This is a genomic window from Streptomyces sp. NPDC044106 (genome assembly GCF_056433985.1).
Window position 1 is genome coordinate 1 of the sequence record NZ_JBWKFZ010000023.1, and the last position, 21401, is coordinate 21401.

A 21401-nucleotide genomic window follows, 5' to 3' on the forward strand; every position below is an offset into this window, starting at 1 on the left:
GAAATCCGCAAACAGAACCCCGCCTTCGGCCTCGGCTCCTACACCGAACTCCCCTCCTCCAACCCCGCCGTCATCGCCTTCCTCCGCGAATACAAGGACGACCTCGTCCTCTGCGTCCACAACTTCTCCCGCTTCGCCCAACCCACCGAACTCGACCTCCAGACCTTCGACGGACGCCACCCCGTCGAACTCATCGGAGGAGTGCGGTTCCCCGCGATCGGCGAGCTGCCCTACCTCCTCACCCTCGCGGGCCACGGCTTCTACTGGTTCCGCCTGCGCGACCACCTTCCCCTGCCCCGTCCGGTGGCCCCCGCCGTGCGCCTCTGAAGGGATGTGTCGCATGCTCAAGACCGCACCGCTCTCGCAGGACAGCCTCAGCCCGCCACTGGTGCTGAGGTCGCTGGCCGGGCTGCTCACCGAGTGGCTCCCGAAGCAGCGCTGGTTCGCGGCCAAGGGATGGCCCATCACGGATCTCTCCGTGGTGTCGATGACCACGCTGCACCCGGGCTGCCTGCATCTGCTGATCAGCACCCGCCACGACGGGACGTCGCCGCACTGCTACCAGCTCCTGCTCGGCATCCGCGAGGAACTGCCGCCGCGGCTCCACCACGCGGTCATCGGCAGGCCCACCGCGGGCCCGCTCGCCGGGCTCAGCGTGTACGACGCCCTGCTGGACCCCCGGTCCGCCGGGCTGCTCCTGGAACGTCTGCGGACACCGGGCGAGGCGGGCCCCCTGCGCTTCGAGCGCGACGCCGGGACCGTGGTTCCCGCCGGCCTCACCCCCCGACTCCTCGACGGCGAGCAGTCCAACACCTCACTGGTGTACGGCAACCGCTTCATCCTGAAGCTCTTCCGCCGCATCCAGTACGGCACCAACCCCGACCTGGAAGTCCCCTGGGCCCTCGCCGGCGGCGGCTGCGCACGCGTGCCCGCCCCTGTGGCCTGGTTCTGGACCACGCAACCGCGCAGGACGACCCTCGGCGTGCTCCAGCCCTTCCTGCGCGACGCGACGGACGGCTGGACGATGGCGCTGCAGTCCCTCGCGGCGGGCCAGGACTTCACCGCCGAGTCGTACGAACTCGGGCGCGCCACCGCCGAGGTGCACCTGGCACTGGCCGAGGTCTTCCCGCCACGCCCGCCCGACCGCCGCGCGGGCGGCGAGCTCGCCGCCGCGATGACCGAACGCCTGGAGGCCGCCGCGAGCCAGGTGCCGGCGCTCGCTCCGTACGTGCCCCGGCTGCGCGCCGCCTACGACGCCGTCGCCGCGGGCGGCCAGGAACGGGCGGACCAGCGGATCCACGGCGATCTGCATCTGGGCCAGGTGCTGCGCGCCGGCCAGCGGTGGTTCGTCATCGACTTCGAGGGCGAACCGGCCCGGCCGCTCACCGAGCGCAGACAGTTGCAGGCCCCGGTGCGCGACATCGCGGGAATGCTCCGCTCGTTCGACTACGCGGCGCACTCCGACCGCCCCTGGCAGCCGCAGTGGGCGAACAGCTGCCGGGAGGCGTACTGCGCGGGCTACGCCGCCGCGGCGGCATGGGACCCACGCGCGGACTCCGCGCTGCTGCGGGCCCATGAGACGGACCGGGCGGTGTACGAAGCGCTGTACGAGGCCAGGCACCGCCCCGAGTGGCTGCCCGTGCCCATGGCGGCGCTCGCCCGGCTCGCGGAGGGCCCCTGACAGCGGCCCCTGACAGCGAAGCCCACCGCACTGACGAAACGTTTCTGCATTCCCTCGATCCACCCGTCACCCTCCACCCCCACCCTCCAGAGGAGAGCTCATCCGTGGCCACCACCGATACGTCCGCTCCTGAACCGGCGGCCGCCCTCCTCGAGCGCCCCCGCGCCCGCCGCCCGAAGCCCGCACCCGCCGACACCCCGCGGGTCACCGACAGCGGCCTTCTCCCCGAGGCGCCGCTCGACGCGGAGGACCGGCACCGGCTGCTGGCGGGCACGCACCACGACCCGCATGCCGTGCTCGGCGCACATCCGGCGCCCGGCGGCATCGCCTTCGTGGTCCTGCGCCCGCACGCCGAGGCGGTTCGGCTCGTCGTGGACGGACGGAGCATGCGGCTGAACGACGTGGGCGACGGCTTCCACTCAGGAGTCCTGCCCCTGACCCCGGGCACCTCCATGCCGGAGTACGAGCTGCGCGTGACGTACCCGGACGCGGAGATCGAGGCGGGCGACCCGTACCGCTTCCTGCCCGCCCTCGGCGCATTCGATCTGCACCTCATCGGCGAGGGCCGCCACGAAGAGCTGTGGCGCGCGCTGGGGGCGCACCCGATGACCCACCAGGGCACACGGGGCACCCGCTTCACGGTGTGGGCGCCGAACGCCAGGGGCGTGCGGGTCTGCGGCGACTTCTGCCACTGGGACGGAACCGCCTACCCCATGCGCTCGCTCGGCTCGTCCGGCGTCTGGGAGCTGTTCGTGCCCGGGCTCGGCGAGGGCACCCTCTACAAGTTCGACATCACGCGCCCCGACGGCAGCCACACCCTGCGCATCGACCCGATGGCCCGCCGCACCGAAGCACCCCCGGCGACCGCCTCGGTCGTCGACGTCCCGCGATACGAATGGCGGGACGAGGAGTGGATGCGGCGCCGCGGCGACGTGCCCGTCCACGAGGCGCCGTTCTCGGTCTACGAAGTGCATCTGGCGTCCTGGCGCCCGGGACTCGGCTACCGCGAGCTCGCCGAGCAGCTTCCCGCGTACGTCGCCGACCTGGGCTTCACCCACGTCGAGCTGATGCCCGTCGCCGAGCACCCCTTCGGCGGATCCTGGGGCTACCAGGTCACCGGCTTCTACGCGCCGACCGCCCGCCTCGGCACCCCCGACGACTTCAAGCACCTCGTCGACGCGTTCCACCGGGCAGGCATCGGCGTGCTCATGGACTGGGTGCCCGCGCACTTCCCGCGCGACGACTGGGCACTCGCCGCCTTCGACGGGGAGCACCTCTACGAGCCGGCCGACCCCCGGCGCGCGGAGCACCCCGACTGGGGGACCCTCACCTTCGACTACGGCCGCAAGGAGGTCCGCAACTTCCTCGTCGCCAACGCGACGTACTGGTGTGAGGAGTTCCACATCGACGGCCTGCGCGTCGACGCCGTCGCCTCGATGCTCTACCTCGACTACTCCCGCGAGGAGGGCCAGTGGGCGCCCAACGCCCACGGCGGCCGGGAGAACGAGGACGCGGTCGCCTTCCTCCAGGAGATGAACGCCACGGTGTACCGCCGCTGCCCCGGGGTCGTCACCATCGCCGAGGAGTCGACCGCGTGGGACGGCGTCACCCGGGCCACCCACGAGAGCGGGCCCGGCGGCGTCGGGGGTCTCGGCTTCGGCATGAAGTGGAACATGGGCTGGTCGCACGACTCCCTGGAGTACGTCGCGCACGAACCCGTGCACCGCCAGTACCACCACTCGGACCTCACCTTCGCCATGGTCTACGCGTACAGCGAGAACTACCTCCTGCCGCTCTCGCACGACGAGGTCGTCCACGGCAAGCGCTCGCTGGTGTCGAAGATGCCGGGCGACTGGTGGCAGCAGCGCGCCAACCACCGCGCCTACCTGGCCTACATGTGGGCCCACCCCGGCAAGCAACTCCTCTTCATGGGCCAGGAGTTCGCGCAGGGCGCCGAGTGGTCGCAGGAGCACGGACTCGACTGGGGCCTCCTGTCGGAGGACTGGCCGGCGCGGGGCGACCACCATGGCGTGCGGGAGCTGATGCGGGACCTCAACCACCAGTACCGGGACGCGCCCGCCCTGTGGGAGCAGGACACGTCACCGGCGGGGTTCTCGTGGGTCGTGGTGGACGCGGCGCACGACAACGTCGTGGCGTTCCTCCGGTGGGCCAAGGACGGCACCCCGCTCCTCGCCGTGTGCAATTTCTCACCCGTGGTCCGCCACGACTACGCGCTGACCGTCCCTGACTCGGCGGGCGTCTGGCGGGAGACCCTCAACACGGACGAGGCCCGGTACGGCGGCGGCGACGTCCGCAACCCTGGGCCGCTGCGGCCCGAGCCGGAGGCGGGCGCAGACGGCCGCGGACGGCTGAGCGTGACGCTCCCGCCGCTGGCCACTCTGTGGCTGCGCCCGGCATGAGCCGAGGTCACGAGCGGTGGGCGCGGCCGGGCTGATTACCGCTGAGGCTCCCGCCTTCGGCAGGATGGGCCCATGACCGAGATCCGCACACCCCGCCTCCTCCTGCGTCGCTGGCACGACGACGACCTCGCGCCCATGGCGGACATCAACGCGGACCCACGCGTCATGCACTGGGTCGACGACGGTTCGGTGTACGACCTGGACCGCACGGCGGAGGAGATCGAGTGCTGGGAGGAGGAGTGGGACGACGAGGGCTTCGGCCTCTTCGCCGTCGAACTCCTCGCCTCCGGCGAACTGGCCGGCTTCACCGGCCTGTCCGTGCCCGAGTTCCTGCCGGAGGTGAGTTCCGAGGTGGCGATCAGCTGGCGGCTCGGTTCACAGTTCTGGGGCCAGGGCTACGCCTCCGAAGCCGCCCAGGCCACCCTGGAGTTCGCCCTCCAGGACCGGGGCCTCGACCGTGTCATCAGCATCGACCGGCTGGACAACCAGGCCTCCGAGAACGTCATCCGCAAACTCGGCATGGTGCCGGAACGGGAGACGACGCACCCGGTCCACGGCTACCCGCTGCGCATCCACGCCATCGACCTCACGGAGTACCAGGCGTAACCGCTTCGCCACTCGCGACGAGGCCCCGCGGGTGAGTGTTTGCATGCGGACGGCCGGGTACGCGCTCCTCGAACCGGGATGAAACCGGTGGAAACGGCGTGAACGAGGAGGAAACATGCAGCTGTCGTTCCTGGGCCCGCTCTTCGACCGCCCCGGCCCCTGGGCCACGGTGTACCTCGATCCCGGCCGGCCCGACGAGGCGGGCGCCAAGCGGCGTGAACTCTCCGTGCGGGAGGTCAGGCGCTCACTGGAGGAGCAGGGCGCCGACGCGGCGACCGCGGACGCGGTCGATGAGGTCCTGACCCGTACGGCCGCGGCCGAGTACCCGAGCGGCCGCGTGGTCTTCGCCACCGGCGGTGAGGTGGTGCTCAGTCGCCGTCTCTCCCGGCCCCCGCAGGGTCAGATCGCGAGCTGGGCCCCGCTGCCCCACCTGACGCCGCTGCTTGAACTCGCGGGGCAGGACCCCGATTGCCTCGTGGCGTACATCGACCGCACCGGCGCCGACTTCGAACTCCGCGGCGCGGCCGGACCCCAGGACGCCGGGGGAGTGGAGGGCCGGCAGCGGCCGGTCCACCGCACCGGCTCCGCGGACTGGTCGGAGCGGCACTTCCAGCTCAAGGTGGAGAACACCTGGGAGCACAACGCGGGCGAGATCGCCGAAGCGCTGACCAGGGAGTACGAGAAGTCCGGCGCGGAGCTGGTGGTCCTGGTCGGCGATCCCCGCGAGCGGCCCTCCGTGCACGCGAAGCTCCCCGACGCCGTCCGCGAGGTGACCGTCGAGACGGAGCACGGCGGCCGGGCCGCCGGATCCGATTCGGCCGCCCTGGAGGAGGCCATCGAGCGAGCCCGTCGCCGGCACGCCGACCGGCGCGTCGAGGAGGCGCTCGACCGCTTCCGCGCCGGACGCGTCGGCACCGACAGGCCGACGGACGCGGTCGAGGGCGTTCCTGCCGTGGTGGAAGCGGCTCGTGAGCACCGCATGGACACGCTGCTCGTCAGGCCCGACGGACCGGACCTGGCCCGCGAGGTCTGGGTGGGCCCCGGACCGGACCAGATCGCGGTGCGCAGGAACGACGCGCAGGCCCTGGGCGGGAGCGACCCCGTGGCCGTACGCGCGGACGACGCGCTCCTGCGGTCGGCCGCCGTGACGGGAGCCGACGTACGGATCATCCCGCTGCCCGACGAGTCGGCGCAGTCCGCGCTCGACAGGTCGGACGGGTCCGACGGGTCCGGCGGATCGGCTCGGGATGAGGCGGGAGCCGCCGACATTCCGGCCGGAGGACTCGGAGCGCTGCTGCGCTGGACGTACTAGGCGCTGCGCGGCACGTTCCGCGCTGCCCGTCCCCCCGTCCGCCCGTCCCGCGTCCACCGGGGAGGCTTACGGGTGGTCGGGTTGACCCTGAAATTTTCTCATCGCCCCTGCCTTCCGGCGACTTTCCGGCGAGCGGGCAGGGCAGCGGTGCTCACCGTGTTTCCTCGTCCGTCCGGGCGGTTACCCGCCTTGAGAACCGTCGGGTTCCGGTTGTCGGACGGCGCGACAGAGGAGTGAATGAAGCCATGGAAACATCGCCAGGGCCCGGCGCCGACGCGGAAGGCACACGGTGATGGGCGCCTCCGTGGACGCCGCATCCGTGGACGTCGCCGGGCTCGAGCGTGCGCTGCTCGAACGGGTCGACGCCGAGGTGCGCTTCGACGCGGGCAGCCGTGGCGCGTACGTCACGGACGGTTCCAACTACCGGCAGGTGCCGCTCGGGGTCGTGGTCCCCCGTTCGGTCGAGGCGGGGGCCGAGGCGGTCACCGTCTGCGCGCGGTTCGGCGCTCCGGTCCTGTCCCGGGGCGGCGGGACCAGCCTCGGCGGCCAGTGCACCAATACGGCGGTCGTCATCGACTGGACGAAACACTGCCACCGGGTCCTGTCCGTCGACCCCGAGGCGCGGACCTGTGTCGTCGAGCCGGGCCTCGTGCTCGACGAACTGAACCGGCAGCTCGCCGGGTACGGACTGAAGTTCGGCCCCAAGCCGTCCACCCACAGCCACTGCTCGCTCGGCGGCATGATCGGCAACAATTCCTGTGGAGCCTCCGCGCAGGCGTACGGCAAGACCGTCGACAACGTACGGCGCCTCGAAGTCCTGACCTACGACGGCACCCGGATGTGGGTGGGCCCGACCTCGGACGCGGAGTACGAGGAGATCATCGCGGCGGGCGGCCGGCGGGCGGAGCTGTACCGGGGGCTGCGCGAGATCATCGGCAGCTGCCTGGGCGAGGTGCGCCAGGGCTTCCCGCGCATCCCACGGCGCGTCTCCGGCTACAACCTGGACTCCCTGCTCCCCGAGAACGGCTTCGACGTCGCCCGGGCGCTCGTCGGCAGCGAAGGGACCCTCGTCACCGTCCTGCGCGCCGAACTGGAGCTGGTGCCTGCCCCTTCGACCGAGGCCATGCTGGTCCTCGGCTACAGCGACATCTGCGCAGCCGCCGACGACGTGCCGCGCCTGCTCGAACACAGCCGGCCGACACAGCTGGAGGCCCTGGACGGCCGCATGGCACAGCTCATGCGCGCAAAGGGCGCCTACCTCGACTCGCTCGACAACTTCCCGGCGGGGGAGAGCTGGCTGCTGCTGCAGTTCACCGGCGACAGCCGGGAAGAGGTCGACCAGCAGGCACAGGAGCTGCTCGCGGCGCTGGGGCGCGGCGAGCAGGACGACACCGTGGCGTTCTCCGACGACCACGACCGCGAGCAGCGGATGCTGAAGGCCCGGGAGGCCGGGCTCGGCGTCACCGCGCGCCCGCTCGACGAGCGCGAGACCTGGGAGGGCTGGGAGGACTCCGCCGTACCGCCGGACCGGCTGGGCGACTACCTCCGCGACCTCAAGGAACTCTTCGCGGAGTTCGGCTACGACCACCCGTCCCTGTACGGGCATTTCGGCCAGGGATGCGTGCACACCCGCATCCCCTTCGACCTCCTGACCGCCGACGGTGTCTCGGCCTTCCGGCAGTTCCTGTTCCGCGCCGCCGACCTCGTCTGCTCCTACGGCGGGTCGCTCTCCGGGGAGCACGGTGACGGACAGGCCCGCGGGGAGCTGCTGCCGCGCATGTTCGGCCCACGGATCATCGAGGCGTTCGGCCGGGTCAAGGCGCTCTTCGACCCCGACGACCGGATGAACCCCGGCAAGGTGGTCGCGCCCCACCGGGTGGACGAGAACCTCAGGCTCGGCACGGACTGGCGACCGGCCGGCCTGACCACGCACTTCGGCTACCCGGACGACGACCACTCCTTCACCCAGGCGGTGAAGCGCTGCGTCGGAATCGGCAACTGCCGTACCCACGAAGGCGGCGTCATGTGCCCGTCCTACCGGGCTACCGGTGAGGAGGAGCACTCCACCCGGGGCCGCGCGCGGCTGCTCTTCGAGATGCTGGGCGGCCACGCCGACTCGCCGGTCACCGAAGGCTGGCGCTCCGGTGAGGTGCGTGACGCACTCGACCTCTGCCTGGCCTGCAAGGGCTGCAAGTCCGACTGCCCCACCGGCGTCGACATGGCCACCTACAAGGCGGAGTTCCTCTCCCACCACTACGCCGGACGGCTGCGGCCCGCCGCGCACTACTCCATGGGCTGGCTGCCGCTGTGGGCCCGGCTCTCGGCGCTCGCCCCGCGCCTCGCCAACGCCGCGCTGCACGCCCCCGGCCTGGCCCGGGCGGGCAAACGGCTCGCGGGCGTCGCCGGGGAGCGCAGGGCGCCGGTGTTCGCCGAGGAGAACTTCGTCCAGTGGTGGAAGAACCGGGCGACGCCCGAGCCGGACCCGCACGATCCGCGCGCCGTCGTGCTGTGGCCGGACACCTTCTCGACGCACTTCCACCCCGCCATCGCCAAGGCGGCGGTCCGTGTCCTGGAAGACGCCGGATTCCACGTCGCGGTGCCCACCCGCGCCGTGTGCTGCGGCCTGACCTGGATCTCCACCGGCCAACTCGCCACCGCCGAGCGGGTGTTGCTCCGTACTCTCGACGTGCTGCGCCCCTGGATCACGGCAGGCACCCCGGTCGTCGGCCTTGAGCCCTCGTGCACCGCGGTCTTCCGCTCCGACGCCCCCGAGCTGCTGCCGGACAACGAAGACGCGCACCGCCTGGCCAAACAGTTCAGGACGTTCTCGGAACTGCTGGTCAACGAGGCCCCCGACGGCTGGCGGCCGCCCCGGCTCGCTCGTACCGCCACCGTGCAGACCCACTGCCACCAGCACGCCGTGATGAAGTACGACGCCGACCGGGAACTGCTGCGCCGCGCGGGCATCGAGGCCGATGTGCTGGACGCCGGATGCTGCGGACTCGCGGGCAACTTCGGCTTCGAACGTGATCATTACGGTGTGTCGATGGCGGTCGGCGAGCTCGGCGTGCTGCCCGCCGTGCGGGAGGCCGCGCCCGGCGCCCTGGTGCTCGCGGACGGCTACAGCTGCCGGACCCAGATCGAACAGGGCGGCACGGGCCGCCGGGCGATGCACCTGGCCGAGGCCCTGGCGCTCGCCCTGGACGGCCCGCTGCCGAGCGACCACCCGGAGAAGCTCAGCTCCCGCCCCGCCGTCCCGCCCTGGGCAGGGCGCCTGGCCACCGCATCGGCGGTGAGCGCCATCGGTGCGACAGCGGCGATCGGCGTGACAGCACTGGCCCGCCGGTATCGCCGTTGACGCCCACCCCCCGTTCTTCGACCCCTCACCTCAGAAAGGCCGATTCTGTGTCCACCAAAGTCTCCGACTACGTCCTCCAGCGACTGCGTGAATGGGATGTCGAGCGCGTCTTCGCCTATGCAGGGGACGGCATCAACGGTCTGCTCGCCGCCTGGGGACGAGCGGACAACAACCCGCAGTTCATCCAGTCCAGGCACGAGGAGATGTCCGCCTTCGAGGCCGTCGGCTACGCGAAGTTCTCCGGCAAGGTGGGCGTGTGCGCGGCGACCTCGGGCCCGGGCGCCATCCATCTGCTGAACGGCCTCTACGACGCGAAGCTCGACCACGTGCCCATGGTCGCGATCGTCGGCCAGACCAACCGCTCCGCCATGGGCGGTTCCTACCAGCAGGAAGTCGACCTGCTGAGCCTCTACAAGGACGTCGCCTCCGACTTCTGCGAGATGGTGACCGTCCCCGAGCAGCTGCCCAACGTCATCGACAGGGCCATGCGCACCGCGTACGCGCGCCGGACGGTGACCGCGATCATCATCCCCGCCGACGTGCAGGAACTGGACTACTCCCCGCCGACCCACGACTTCAAGATGGTGCCCTCCAGCCTCGGCATGGCCTCGTACGCGCCGGTCCCCGCCGCGGACGAGCTCATGAAGGCCGCCGAGATCCTCAACGCGGGGGAGAAGGTCGCCGTCCTCATCGGCCAGGGCGCCCGCGGCGCGCGCGCCGAGGTCGAGCAGCTCGCCGACACGCTGGGCGCCGGGGTCGCCAAGGCGCTCCTCGGCAAGGACGCGCTGCCCGACGACCTGCCGTACGTGACCGGGTCCATCGGCCTCCTGGGCACCCGCCCGTCGTACGAGCTGATGCAGAAGTGCGACACCCTGCTGGTCATCGGCTCCAGCTTCCCGTACTCCCAGTTCCTGCCCGATCTCGACCAGGCCAGGGCGGTGCAGATCGACATCGACCCGCACATGATCGGGTTGCGGTACCCCTTCGAGGTCAATCTGGTGGGCGACGCCAAGGAGACGCTCAAGGCCCTGCTGCCGCACCTCAAGAAGAAGAAGCACGGCTCCTGGCGGAAGAAGATCGAGAAGGACACCGCGCGCTGGTGGGAGGTGATGGAGCGGCGCGCCGCGGTGGAGGCCGACCCCATCAACCCCGAGTACGTGGTGCACGCGCTCGACGCCCTGCTGCCGCACGACGCGATCCTCGCCGCCGACTCCGGCTCCGCCGCCAACTGGTACGCGCGGCACCTGCGCCTGCGCGGCACGATGCGCGGCTCCCTGTCCGGCACCCTTGCCACCATGGGGCCCGGTGTCCCCTACGTGATCGGCGCGAAGTTCGCCCACCCGGAGCGGCCCGCCATCGCCATCGTGGGCGACGGCGCCATGCAGATGAACGGCATGGGCGAGCTCGTCACCATCGCCAAGTACTGGCAGGAGTGGCAGGACCCGCGACTGATCGTGGCCGTGCTCAACAACCAGGACCTCAACCAGGTCACCTGGGAGATGCGGGCGATGTCAGGAGCCCCGCAGTTCCTTCCCTCGCAGGCGCTTCCCGACGTGCCCTACGCCGACTTCGCCAGGTCCATCGGTCTCGACGGCGTACGCGTGGAGAAGCCGGGCGACGTGGAGGCCGCCTGGCACCGTGCGCTCGGCGCCGACCGGCCGTTCGTCATCGACTTCCGCACCGACCCCGACGTGCCGCCGATCCCGCCGCACGCCGACCTCGACCAGATCGAGGCCGCCGCGTCGGCCATCGTGAAGGGCGACAGCGACCGGATGGGCATGATCCGGCAGGGCTTCAAGGCGAAGGTGCAGGAGATGCTGCCGGGTCGCGGCTCCGGCGGCGACTCGAAGGCGGGGGAGTCGGACGGCGCATGAACCCCGGTGCCCTCCTCGGTGACGATCCGTCGGTGGACGGTGTGGACGTGGCCGTCTACACCGTCCACACGGACGCGCCGGAGGGCGACGGCACCCTGACATGGAGCTCGACCACCCTGGTCCTGGTCCGGGCGCGCTGCGGGGACACGGTGGGTCTCGGCTACACCTACGGGGCGCCTGCCACCGCGCCGGTCGTCACGGATCAGCTGGCGCCGGTGGTGACGGGCCGGTGCGTCTGGGACGTGCCCGGGGCGAATGAGGCCATGCATCGCGCGCTGCGCAACGCGGGCCGCCCCGGGGTGGCCGCCGGCGCCCTCTCCGCCGTCGACATCGCCCTCTGGGACCTCAAGGCCCGCCTGCTCGGCCTCCCGCTGGTGCGGCTGCTCGGCGCGAGCCGGACGGCGGTGCCGGTGTACGGCAGCGGTGGCTTCACCACGTACGACGACGAACAGCAGCACCGTCAGCTGCGCGGCTGGGTCGAGGAGCAGGGCATCCCCCGCGTCAAGATCAAGATCGGTGAGTCGTGGGGGCGGGAGGAGCGGCGGGACCGCGAACGCGTCGCCCGTGCCCGGCGCGCCATCGGGGACGACGCCGAGCTGTACGTCGACGCCAACGGCGCGTACTCCGTCAAGCAGGCCGTCCGGCTCGCCCGGCACCTCGACGGCCAGGGTGTCACCTGGTTCGAGGAACCGGTCTCCTCGGACGACTTGCCGGGCCTCGCACGGATCCGTGACGCGACGGCGACCGACGTCGCCGCCGGAGAGTACGGATACACCCTGTCCTACTTCGGGCACATGCTCGACGCGGGCGCCGTGGACTGCCTCCAGGCCGACGTCACCCGCTGCGGCGGCATCACCGTATGGCTGCGCGTCGCGGCGCTCGCCGAGGCCGCGGGGCTGCCGGTCTCCGGGCACTGCGCCCCGCACCTGCACGCCCATGCTGCGGCGGCCGTACCCAACATCCGCCATCTGGAGTGGTTCCACGACCACGTCCGCATCGAGCGGCTGCTCTTCGACGGCGTGCTCGATCCGGGCGGCGGCTCGATCCGGCCGGGCGCCTCCGGCGAACCCGGGCTCGGCCTGACCCTCCGGCAGGAAGCGGCCGAGCCCTACCGCATCTCCTGACCGCCGCCCGCCCCCCCAACCCACCCAGCCCGGAGAGGACGCCGCCCCATGCACACGCCGGACCCGGCCGACACCGGCCCCGCGTTCCCTCCGCACGTGCTGCGTGAATACGCTCTGCTGGCCGACGGCGAACGGGGCGCGCTGGTCGGCCCGCACGGGGACATCGCCTGGATGTGCGCGCCGCGGTGGGACTCCGACGCCGTGTTCTCGGCGCTCGTGGGAGGAGACGGGACCTACGCCGTCACCCCGCTCGACCCCCGGCACGTATGGGGCGGCTTCTACGAGACGGGCAGCCTGATCTGGCGCAGCCGCTTCATCACCGCCGAAGGCCCCGTCGAGTGCCGGGAAGCCCTCGCCTTCCCCGGCGACCCCGACCGCGTGGTGCTGCTGCGCCGGGTCCTGGCCACGGACTGCCCCGCGCGGGTCCGCGTACTGTTCGAGCCGCGGGGCGCGTTCGGCGGCGACGCCAGCCACCACGTCCGACAGCACGGCGGGGTCTGGACGGGCAGGACGGGGCCGCTGCACTGGCGCTGGACCGGCGCGGCGGACGCCCGGACGAGCCGCGCGGGCTCCGGCGGCGAGATGCTGGCCCTCGACCTGACCGTGCCGCCGGGCGGGCACCACGACCTCGTACTGGAACTGTCGCCCGGCACCCTGCCCCGCGAACCGGTGGCGGCCGACGCGGCCTGGGCCGCCACCGAGGCATCGTGGGCACGGGCCTGCCCCGAACCCGCGAGGACCATCGCGACGCGCGACGCCCACCACGCGCTCGCCGTCCTGCGCGGCCTCACCAGCAGCAGCGGCGGCATGGTCGCCGCCGCCACGATGTGCCTGCCGGAACGCTCGGGCGCCGGCCGCAACTACGACTACCGCTACGCGTGGATCCGCGACCAGTGCTACGCGGGCATCGCCGCGGCCGGCGTCGGCGCCACCGCCCTGCTCGACTCCGCCGTCGGCTTCGTCGCCGGCCGGCTCCTCCAGGACGGACCGGACCTCAAACCCGCCTACACCGTCACCGGCCACGCGGTGCCGTCCGAACGGACGCTGGACCTGCCGGGCTACCCGGGAGGCACCGACAAGATCGGCAACTGGGTGAACCAGCAGTTCCAGCTCGACGCGTACGGCGAGGCCCTGCAACTGCTCGCCGCCGCGGGCCGCGCCGACCGGCTCGACCCGAACGGCCGGCGTGCCGCGCAGACCGCCGTCGCCGCGGTCGAACAGCTGTGGAAGCGGCCCGACGCCGGCATCTGGGAGATCGACGACCGGCTCTGGACCCACTCCCGGCTCAGCTGCGTCGCCGGTCTGCGCGCGCTCGCCGCGCTGCCCGGCGCCGGCGGTGAGGTCCGGCGCCTGACCTCACTCGCCGACACGGTCCTCGCCGAGACGGCACGCACCAGCCTGCACCCCGACGGGCACTGGCAGCGGGCCCCGGACGCCCCCGACGTCGACGCGGCGCTCCTGCTGCCGCCCGTCCGCGGCGCGCTGCCCGCCGACGACCCCCGCACCCGCGCGACCCTGCGCGCCGTACAGCGGGACCTGGCCCGCGACGAGTACGTCTACCGCTTCCGCCAGGACCCGGGAGCGCTCGGCGAGGCCGAGGGCGCCTTCCTGCTCTGCGGATTCATGATGGCGCTGGCCGAGCACCAGCAGGGTCACACGGCGCGCGCCCTGCGCTTCTTCGAACGGAACCGGGCGGCCTGCGGACCGCCCGGCCTCTTCTCCGAGGAGTACGACATCACCCAGCGCCAGCTGCGCGGCAACCTCCCGCAGGCCTTCGTCCACGCGCTGCTCCTGGAGTGCGCGGGGCGCCTCGCCGAGGACCCCGCGGCCGGGACGCACGACCACCCCCTGTAGCCGGCCGGCCAGTACCACCGGCCGGCACCGCCCGAAAGGACCGCCCCAGCGATGCCCCAGAACGTAGTGATCACCGGCGCCAGCGCAGGCGTCGGCCGCGCCACCGCCAAGCACTTCGGCCGACGCGGCGCCAACGTCGTCCTCCTCGCCCGAGGAGAGGCGGGGCTCCAGGGCGCCGTCCGCGATGTCGAGGAGGCCGGCGGCACGGCGCTGGCCATCCCCACCGACATGGCCGACCACGCGGCGGTCGAGGCCGCCGCCGACCGGGCGGAGCAGCGGTTCGGGCCCATCGACGTCTGGATCAACGCGGCGTTCACCTCGGTGTTCGCGCCGTTCGACGAGATCGCGCCCGAGGAGTACCGCAGGGTCACCGAGGTGACCTACCTCGGCTTCGTGCACGGCACGATGGTGGCGCTCGAACGGATGAAGGCCCGCGACCGCGGCGCCATCGTGCAGGTCGGCTCCGCCCTGGGATCAAGGAGCATCCCCCTCCAGGCGCCGTACTGCGGTGCCAAACACGCCATCAACGGCTTCACGGAAGCGCTCCGCTGCGAACTGCTGCACCGGCACAGCGGGGTGCGCGTCACCCTCGTGCAGCTGCCGGCCGTGAACACCCCGCAGTTCTCCTGGGTGCTTTCCCGGCTCCCGCGCCACCCGCGGCCCGTCGCCCCGATCTACCAGCCCGAAGTGGCCGCCCGCGCCATCGCGTTCGCCGCCGACCACCCGCGGCGCAAGCAGTACTGGCTGGGCGGGAGCACCGCCGCCACGATCCTCGCGCAGAAGTTCGCCGCACCCCTCCTCGACCGCTACCTCGCCCATACCGGCTACGACTCCCAGCAGACCGACGAACCCGAGCCGGAGCGGGAGGGCAACCTGTGGGAGCCCGTCGACCAGGCCGAGGGGAGCGACCACGGAGCCCGCGGCGGCTTCGACGACAGTGCCCACACGCGCAGCCTCCAGATGTGGGTCTCCCAGCACGCCCGCCTGCTGTCCGCCGCGGGCGTGGCCGTCGCCGTCGGCGTGGGCGGAGCGCTCGCAGGCCGCGGCAGGCGATAGCCCGGCAACAGCCGCCGCACGCCCTGGGGCATGTGCCGGAAGTGCCGGAAGGCACCTGCCCTAACCCAAACAGGTCACATCTGCGCCCAACCCTCGCCCGGCCGGTGCGTCCCCGTGGCCGGTGCGCGTTGATCGGACGATGTTGGTGCGCGGCGTGCGTGCCGGCGGATGACCCTCGGCACCGGACAGGTACGAGAGCGAGGGAGCCCACGATGCCGGAACTGTTCGTCGACGGGGAGTGGACCGGGGCCGTCCGAGGCGGACGACGGGATGTGGTCAATCCGTACGACGCGTCCGTCGTCCAACAGGTCGACGACGCCGACGAGGCGGACGTCGACCTCGCCGTACAGGCCGCCCGGCGGGCCTTCGACCGCGGCGAGTGGCCGGGGGCGCCCACCCGGGACCGGGCGGACGTACTGCTGCGGGTGGCGCGGTTCCTCCTGCGGGACCAGGAGGAGATCGCCCATGTGGAGTCCCTCGACACCGGCAAGACGCTCGCGGAGGCGCGGATCGACGTCGAGGACGTCTCGAACGCGTTCCGCTACTTCGGCGAGATCGCCGACAAGGACGGCGGCCGGGTCGTCGACGTCGGCCCGGACGTGCTCAGCCGCGTCACCCACCACCCCATCGGGGTCTGCGCCCTCATCGCGCCGTGGAACTACCCGCTGCTGCAGGCCTCCTGGAAGGTCGCCCCGGCCCTGGCCGCGGGCAACACCTTCGTGCTCAAGCCCAGCGAGATCACCCCGCTCTCGACGATCCACATGATCCGGCTGATCGCCGAGGCGGGCGCCCCGGCCGGCGTCGCCAACCTGGTGCTCGGGCCGGGCGCCACCGTGGGCGCGGCCATGTCCGCCCACCCCGACGTGGACCTGGTCTCCTTCACCGGCGGCCTGGCCACCGGCCGCCGGATCATGGAGGCGTGCGCGCCCGGGGTGAAGAACCTCGCCCTTGAGCTCGGCGGCAAGAACCCCAACGTGGTCTTCGCCGACTGCGACTTCGAGACCGCCGTCGACCATGCCCTCGAAGCCTCGTTCCTGCACTCGGGGCAGGTCTGCTCGGCCGGCTCCCGGCTCCTCGTGGAGGACTCCCTGCACGACCGGTTCGTGGAACGCCTGGCCGAGCGCGCGAGCGCCATCCGGCTCGGCAACGGACTCGACCCGGAGACCGAGAGCGGCCCCCTCAGCTCCGCGGAGCACCGCGAGAAGGTCGAGAGCTATCTGGAGATCGCCAGGGACGAGGGCGCCCGCCTCGTCTGCGGCGGGCGCCGCCCCGACGACGCCGAGCTGTCCCGCGGCTTCTTCCTGCTGCCCACCATCTACGCCGACTGCGACCGCTCCATGCGCATCGTGCAGGAGGAGGTCTTCGGCCCGGTGGTCACGGTGGAACGTTTCCGTACCGAGGAGGAGGCCGTGGAGCTGGCCAACGACACGCGGTACGGCCTGGCCGGCGGCGTCTGGACGAACGACGCCAGCCGCGCCCAGCGCGTCGCGGCCGCACTGCGCCACGGCACGGTCTGGATCAATGACTTCCACCCCTATGTGCCGCAGGCGGAGTGGGGCGGCTTCGGCCGTTCCGGCTTCGGCCGGGAGCTCGGCCCGGCCGGCCTGCGCGAGTACCAGGAGGCCAAGCACATCTACCAGAACCTGAGGCCGGCACCCTCCGGCTGGTTCAAGGGCTGAGCGGGCACGGCGAGAGAGAGGGCGACGGCATGGACGACGAGACGACGACCTACGACTACGTGATCATCGGTGGCGGCACGGCCGGCTCCGTACTGGCCGCACGGCTGAGCGAGGACCCCGGCTCCCGGGTGTGCGTGGTGGAGGGCGGCCCCAGCGACGTCGGCGACGACCGCGTGCTGCGGCTGCGCAACTGGATCAACCTGCTCGGCTCCGAACTGGACTACGGCTACACCACCGAGGAGCAGCCGCGCGGCAACTCCCACATCCTGCACTCCCGGGCCCGCGTGCTCGGCGGCTGCTCCTCGCACAACACCCTCATCAGCTTCCTGCCGTTCCCGCAGGACCTCGACGAGTGGGTGGCGGCCGGCTGCGACGGCTGGGGCCCCGAGACGATCCTGCCGTACCGCTCGCGGCTGCAGAACAACATCGTGCCCGTCGGCGCCGCCGACCGTAACCCCATCGCCGAGGACTTCGTGACGGCGGCGACCACCCGGCTCGGCGTCCCGGCCGTCGACGACTTCAACGCCCGCCCCTTCACCGACGGCGCCGGCTTCTTCTCGCTCGCCTACGACCCGGAGACCAACAAGCGGTCCTCCGCGTCGGTCGCGTACCTGCACCCCGTCATGGACCGCCCGAACCTGACGCTGCGCCTGGAGACCTGGGCGTACAAGCTGCTGCCCGACGACGAGGGCCGCTTCACCCGCGTCCAGGTCCGCAACCCCGACGGCTCGGTGTCGACGCTGGAGGCCGAGGCGGAGGTGCTGCTCTGCGCCGGGGCCATCGACACGCCGCGGCTGCTCATGCTCTCCGGCATCGGGCCCGCCGACCACCTGCGCGACCTGGGCATCGAGGTGCGCGCGGACCTGCCGGGGATCGGCGAGAACCTCCTCGACCACCCCGAGTCGGTGATCGTGTGGGAGACCCGCGGGCCGCTGCCGCCCAACTCGGCCATGGACTCCGACGCCGGCCTCTTCCTGCGCCGCGACGCGAGCGGCGGCCCGCGCCCGGACCTGATGTTCCACTTCTACCAGGTGCCGTTCACCGTCAACACCGAGCGCCTCGGCTACCCCGTGCCCGAGCACGGCGTCTGCATGACCCCGAACGTGCCGCGCGCCTGCTCCATCGGCCGCATGTGGCTGCGCAGCTCCGACCCCTCCGTCAAACCCGCCCTGGACTTCCGCTACTTCACCGACCCCGAGGGCCACGACGAGCGCACTATCGTCGACGGCCTGCGCATCGCCCGCGAGGTGGCCGCCACGGCGCCGTTCAGCGACTGGCTGCTGCGCGAGGTGGCGCCGGGCCCGGACGTGCAGTCGGACGACGAGCTCTCCGAGTACGGCCGGCGCGCCGCGCACACCGTCTACCACCCGGCGGGCACCTGCCGGATGGGCGCCGAGGACGATCCGATGGCGGTGGTCGACCCGCAGCTGCGGCTGCGCGGCCACGACGGCGTGCGCATCGTGGACGCGTCCATCTTCCCCACCATGCCGAGCATCAACCCGATGGTCACCGTGCTGCTCGCCGCCGAGCGCGCGGCCGACCTCATCAGCGCAAGGCCGGGCCCCGCGGCCACCGGCACGGAAGGCGGCCACCAGTGACCGTGCCCGCCACGCCGGACGGCACCGCGGACGCCGCGCCCGGCGAAGAGAAGTCGGAGTTCCGCAAAGAGATGGGCCCCTGGGCGAACTTCGCCCTCGGCTTCACCTACCTCTCGCCGGTGGTGAGCACCTACACCCTCTTCGGCACGGCTCTCGCCGACGGCGGCCCCCCGATGATCTGGGCCTTCGTCATGGCGGGCTGCGGCCAGTTCCTCGTCGCACTCGTCTTCGGCGAGGTCGTCGCCCAGTACCCGGTCGCGGGCGGCGTCTACCCGTGGGCGCGGCGGCTGTGGGGCAAGCGCTGGGCGTGGATGACGGGCTGGATCTACATGTGGGCGCTGCTCGTCACGATCACGAGTGTCGCGTACGGCGCGGGGCCCTACATCGCGATCCTGCTCGGCTTCCGCCCCACCGTGCACACCACCGTGCTGTGCACGGTCGCGCTGATCGTCATCGCCGTGCTCATCAACTACGCGGGTACGAAGGCCCTTTCGTGGGCGGCGCTGATCGGCTTCAGCGCGGAGCTGCTCGGCGCACTCGTCGTCGGTGTCATCCTGCTGACCACGCACCGCTTCCACGGCCTCGGCGTCCTCTTCGACGACTACGGCGCGGCCGGGGACAGCTCCTACCTGCCGGTCTTCCTCGGCGCGGCGATCATCGGCTTCTACCAGTACTACGGCTTCGAGGCCTGCGGCGACGTCGCCGAAGAGGTCAAGCACCCCGGCACGGTGATCCCCAAGGCGATGCGCCGCACCATCTACGTCGGCGGGATCGCGGCGACGTTCACCTGCCTGACGCTGCTCCTCTCCGTCGTCGACTACCGGGCGGTGATCTCGGGGAAGGACACCGACCCGGTGGTCAACGTCCTCTTCGACGCCCTCGGCGAGGCGGGCGCCCGCACCGTGATGGCCGTCGTCCTCATCTCCTTCCTGTCCTGCACGATCAGCCTCCAGGCCGCCGCGGGCCGGCTGATCTACTCCTACGCCCGGGACGAGATGATCATCGGCCACCGGCTGCTGCGGAAGTTCTCGGCGTCCCGCGCGGTCCCCGAGTACGCGCTGCTGGTCGCGGCCGTCGTCCCCGGGCTGATCGCCTTCGGCTCGCTGATCTCGGCCGACGCCCTGACCAAGATCGTCTCCTTCGCGATCCTCGGCATCTACGCCGCCTTCCAGATGGTCGTCCTGGCCGCGCTGCGGGCCCGCCTCAAGGGCTGGAGGCCGAGTGGCGAGTACCGCCTGGGCCGGTGGGGTCTTGCGGTCAACATCGGGGCACTCGCCTACGGCATCTTCGCCATCGTCAACATCGCCTGGCCCCGCACCCCCGAGGACCCCTGGTACGACAACTGGATCGTGCTGCTCTGCGGCGGCGTGGTCGCGGTCACGGGCCTCGTATACATGTTCACCACCCACCACTACGGACGCAGCGACGCCCCTTCGGGGAACGCGGTGCCCGAGGAGTAGGGCCCTTCCGGCGCCTCGGCCGGCGTGCGGGTCAGCCCCTCCGTGCCGCGGCGGCCCGAAGGGGCTGAGTGGGCTGTGTTCCCAACCCGGTGGTTCCGGAGTATCCCGATGCCCGGCACCTCATGCGTCGGCCGGACTCCTGACTCCGGCGGCGGGCGATGGACGTTTGTGCGACCGCTCAGCCGCGAGGCCTCACACCGGGTCGATACGGAACACGCTGCCGCCGATGTCGAGCACGTACAGCTCGCCGTCGCGGCCCTGCGCGAACGAGACGACCTCGCCGCCGTTGACCCCGAGATCGCTCACGCCGGTCACCTTGCCGTTCCTCATCCTCAGCGCCCGGACGGTGCCGTCGCAGTAGTCGCTGAAGACGTACTGCCCCCGCAGGGCCGGGATCGCCCTGCCGCGGTAGACGAATCCGCCGGTCACCGAGCAGCCGAGGCCCGTGCGGTCGTACTCGTGGACCGGCGGGACGTGGTTCGCGGGCTCGGTGCCGTCCCGGAAGGGGTGGGTGCCTTCCATCCGGGACCAGCCGTAGTTCTCGCCGCCCCTGCTCCTCGCCGGGGCCCAGTCGATCTCCTCCCAGGAACTCTGGCCGACGTCGCCGATCAGCAGGTCGCCCGTGCGGGCGTCGAAGGAGAACCGCCACGGGTTGCGCAGCCCGTACGCCCAGATCTCGTCCCTGGCGCCCGGCTCGTCGACGAACGGGTTGTCCGACGGGACGGCGTACGGCTTGCCGCCGCTCGGGTCGATCCGCAGCAGCTTGCCGAGCAGCGTGTCGAGGTTCTGTCCGTTGCCGTGCGGGTCGCCGCCCGAGCCGCCGTCGCCGAAGGCGATGTAGAGGTAGCCGTCCGGGCCGAACTTGATGTCACCGCCGTTGTGGTTCGCGTAGGGCTGCGTCTGAGTGAGGACGGTGCGCCGGGTGTCCGGCCGGATCCTGCCGTGCCGCACCGCGAACTCGTCCACGGTGCTGGTGCCTTCGAGGTTGGTGAACGAGATGTACAGGTGCGCGTACTTCTTGTCGAACGCGAGCCCCAGCAGGCCGCGTTCGCCGTCGGTGGTGGTCTCGGCGGATATGTCGAGGACCGGCTCGCTGAGCCCCTTGTCAGTCAACACCCGTACGGTGCCCGCGCGTTCGGCTATCCATACGGTGCCGCCGGGGCCCGCGGTCCCGGCCGTGGGGTTCTTGGCCGTGGCCACCTTGTTGAGCGCGACCTTCGCTGCCGCCTGACGCGGGGCGGCGGGCTCGTCGGCGGACGCCGTGGTCAGGGCGAGGGAAGCGGCGAGGCAGACGGCGCCGATGAGCGCGGAACGTGTGCGGCGAAGAAGTTTCACCGTGATCCTCCTGGATGCGGCGCATGGGGGGAGGTCACCCGGCT

At 72.0% G+C, this 21401-nt stretch carries 14 protein-coding genes; 13 read left to right on the forward strand and 1 reads right to left on the reverse strand.

All coding sequences use genetic code 11. The annotated features are described in order from the left end of the window. The 13 genes from AC07DI_RS32210 to AC07DI_RS32270 all read left to right on the forward strand — a co-directional run. Nucleotides 1–327: alpha-glucosidase C-terminal domain-containing protein (locus AC07DI_RS32210; protein ID WP_384253401.1), on the forward strand; the 327-nt coding region annotated here is incomplete at its 5' end. 13 nt (nt 328–340) lie between these two features. Further along, a complete protein-coding gene (locus tag AC07DI_RS32215; RefSeq protein ID WP_478907981.1) occupies nt 341–1681 on the forward strand; it encodes a maltokinase N-terminal cap-like domain-containing protein in 1341 nt (446 codons plus the stop codon). A gap of 260 nt (nt 1682–1941) precedes the next feature. Next, entirely contained in the window at nt 1942–4101 is a 2160-nt protein-coding gene (gene glgB / locus AC07DI_RS32220; RefSeq protein ID WP_478908105.1) for a 1,4-alpha-glucan branching enzyme, read from the forward strand. 72 nt (nt 4102–4173) lie between these two features. Continuing rightward, complete coding sequence (locus AC07DI_RS32225) at nt 4174–4707, forward strand: GNAT family N-acetyltransferase (protein ID WP_478907983.1); 534 nt, start codon at nt 4174–4176, stop codon at nt 4705–4707. Nucleotides 4708–4822: 115 nt separating this feature from the next. Continuing rightward, on the forward strand, nt 4823–6019 hold the full coding sequence (locus AC07DI_RS32230) for a baeRF2 domain-containing protein (RefSeq protein WP_478907985.1): 1197 nt from the start codon (nt 4823–4825) through the stop codon (nt 6017–6019). Between the two features lie 292 nt (nt 6020–6311). Next, nucleotides 6312–9377 carry an FAD-binding and (Fe-S)-binding domain-containing protein gene (locus tag AC07DI_RS32235; RefSeq protein ID WP_478907987.1) on the forward strand — a complete coding sequence of 1022 codons (3066 nt, stop codon included), beginning with the start codon at nt 6312–6314 and terminating at the stop codon, nt 9375–9377. Nucleotides 9378–9424: 47 nt separating this feature from the next. Further along, the gene (locus AC07DI_RS32240; RefSeq protein WP_384253385.1) at nt 9425–11251 is read left to right on the forward strand and encodes a thiamine pyrophosphate-requiring protein; all 1827 of its coding nucleotides are present in this window, start codon (nt 9425–9427) and stop codon (nt 11249–11251) included. Next, complete coding sequence (locus AC07DI_RS32245) at nt 11248–12375, forward strand: enolase C-terminal domain-like protein (protein ID WP_478907989.1); 1128 nt, start codon at nt 11248–11250, stop codon at nt 12373–12375. Before AC07DI_RS32240 ends, AC07DI_RS32245 begins: the two co-directional genes overlap by 4 nt. Before the next feature lie 48 nt (nt 12376–12423). Further along, a complete protein-coding gene (locus AC07DI_RS32250; RefSeq protein WP_478907991.1) occupies nt 12424–14229 on the forward strand; it encodes a glycoside hydrolase family 15 protein in 1806 nt (601 codons plus the stop codon). 51 nt (nt 14230–14280) lie between these two features. After that, nucleotides 14281–15285 carry an SDR family oxidoreductase gene (locus tag AC07DI_RS32255; protein ID WP_478907993.1) on the forward strand — a complete coding sequence of 335 codons (1005 nt, stop codon included), beginning with the start codon at nt 14281–14283 and terminating at the stop codon, nt 15283–15285. 212 nt (nt 15286–15497) lie between these two features. Further along, a complete protein-coding gene (locus tag AC07DI_RS32260) occupies nt 15498–16964 on the forward strand; it encodes an aldehyde dehydrogenase family protein (protein ID WP_478907995.1) in 1467 nt (488 codons plus the stop codon). Between the two features lie 29 nt (nt 16965–16993). Further along, nucleotides 16994–18562 carry a GMC family oxidoreductase gene (locus AC07DI_RS32265; RefSeq protein ID WP_478907997.1) on the forward strand — a complete coding sequence of 523 codons (1569 nt, stop codon included), beginning with the start codon at nt 16994–16996 and terminating at the stop codon, nt 18560–18562. Further along, entirely contained in the window at nt 18559–20022 is a 1464-nt protein-coding gene (locus tag AC07DI_RS32270) for an APC family permease (RefSeq protein WP_478907999.1), read from the forward strand. Before AC07DI_RS32265 ends, AC07DI_RS32270 begins: the two co-directional genes overlap by 4 nt. 192 nt (nt 20023–20214) lie before the next feature. Here the strand turns inward: AC07DI_RS32270 and AC07DI_RS32275 are convergent, their stop codons facing one another. Next, a complete protein-coding gene (locus tag AC07DI_RS32275) occupies nt 20215–21357 on the reverse strand; it encodes a PQQ-dependent sugar dehydrogenase (protein WP_478908001.1) in 1143 nt (380 codons plus the stop codon). Between the last annotated feature and the right edge of the window lie 44 nt (nt 21358–21401).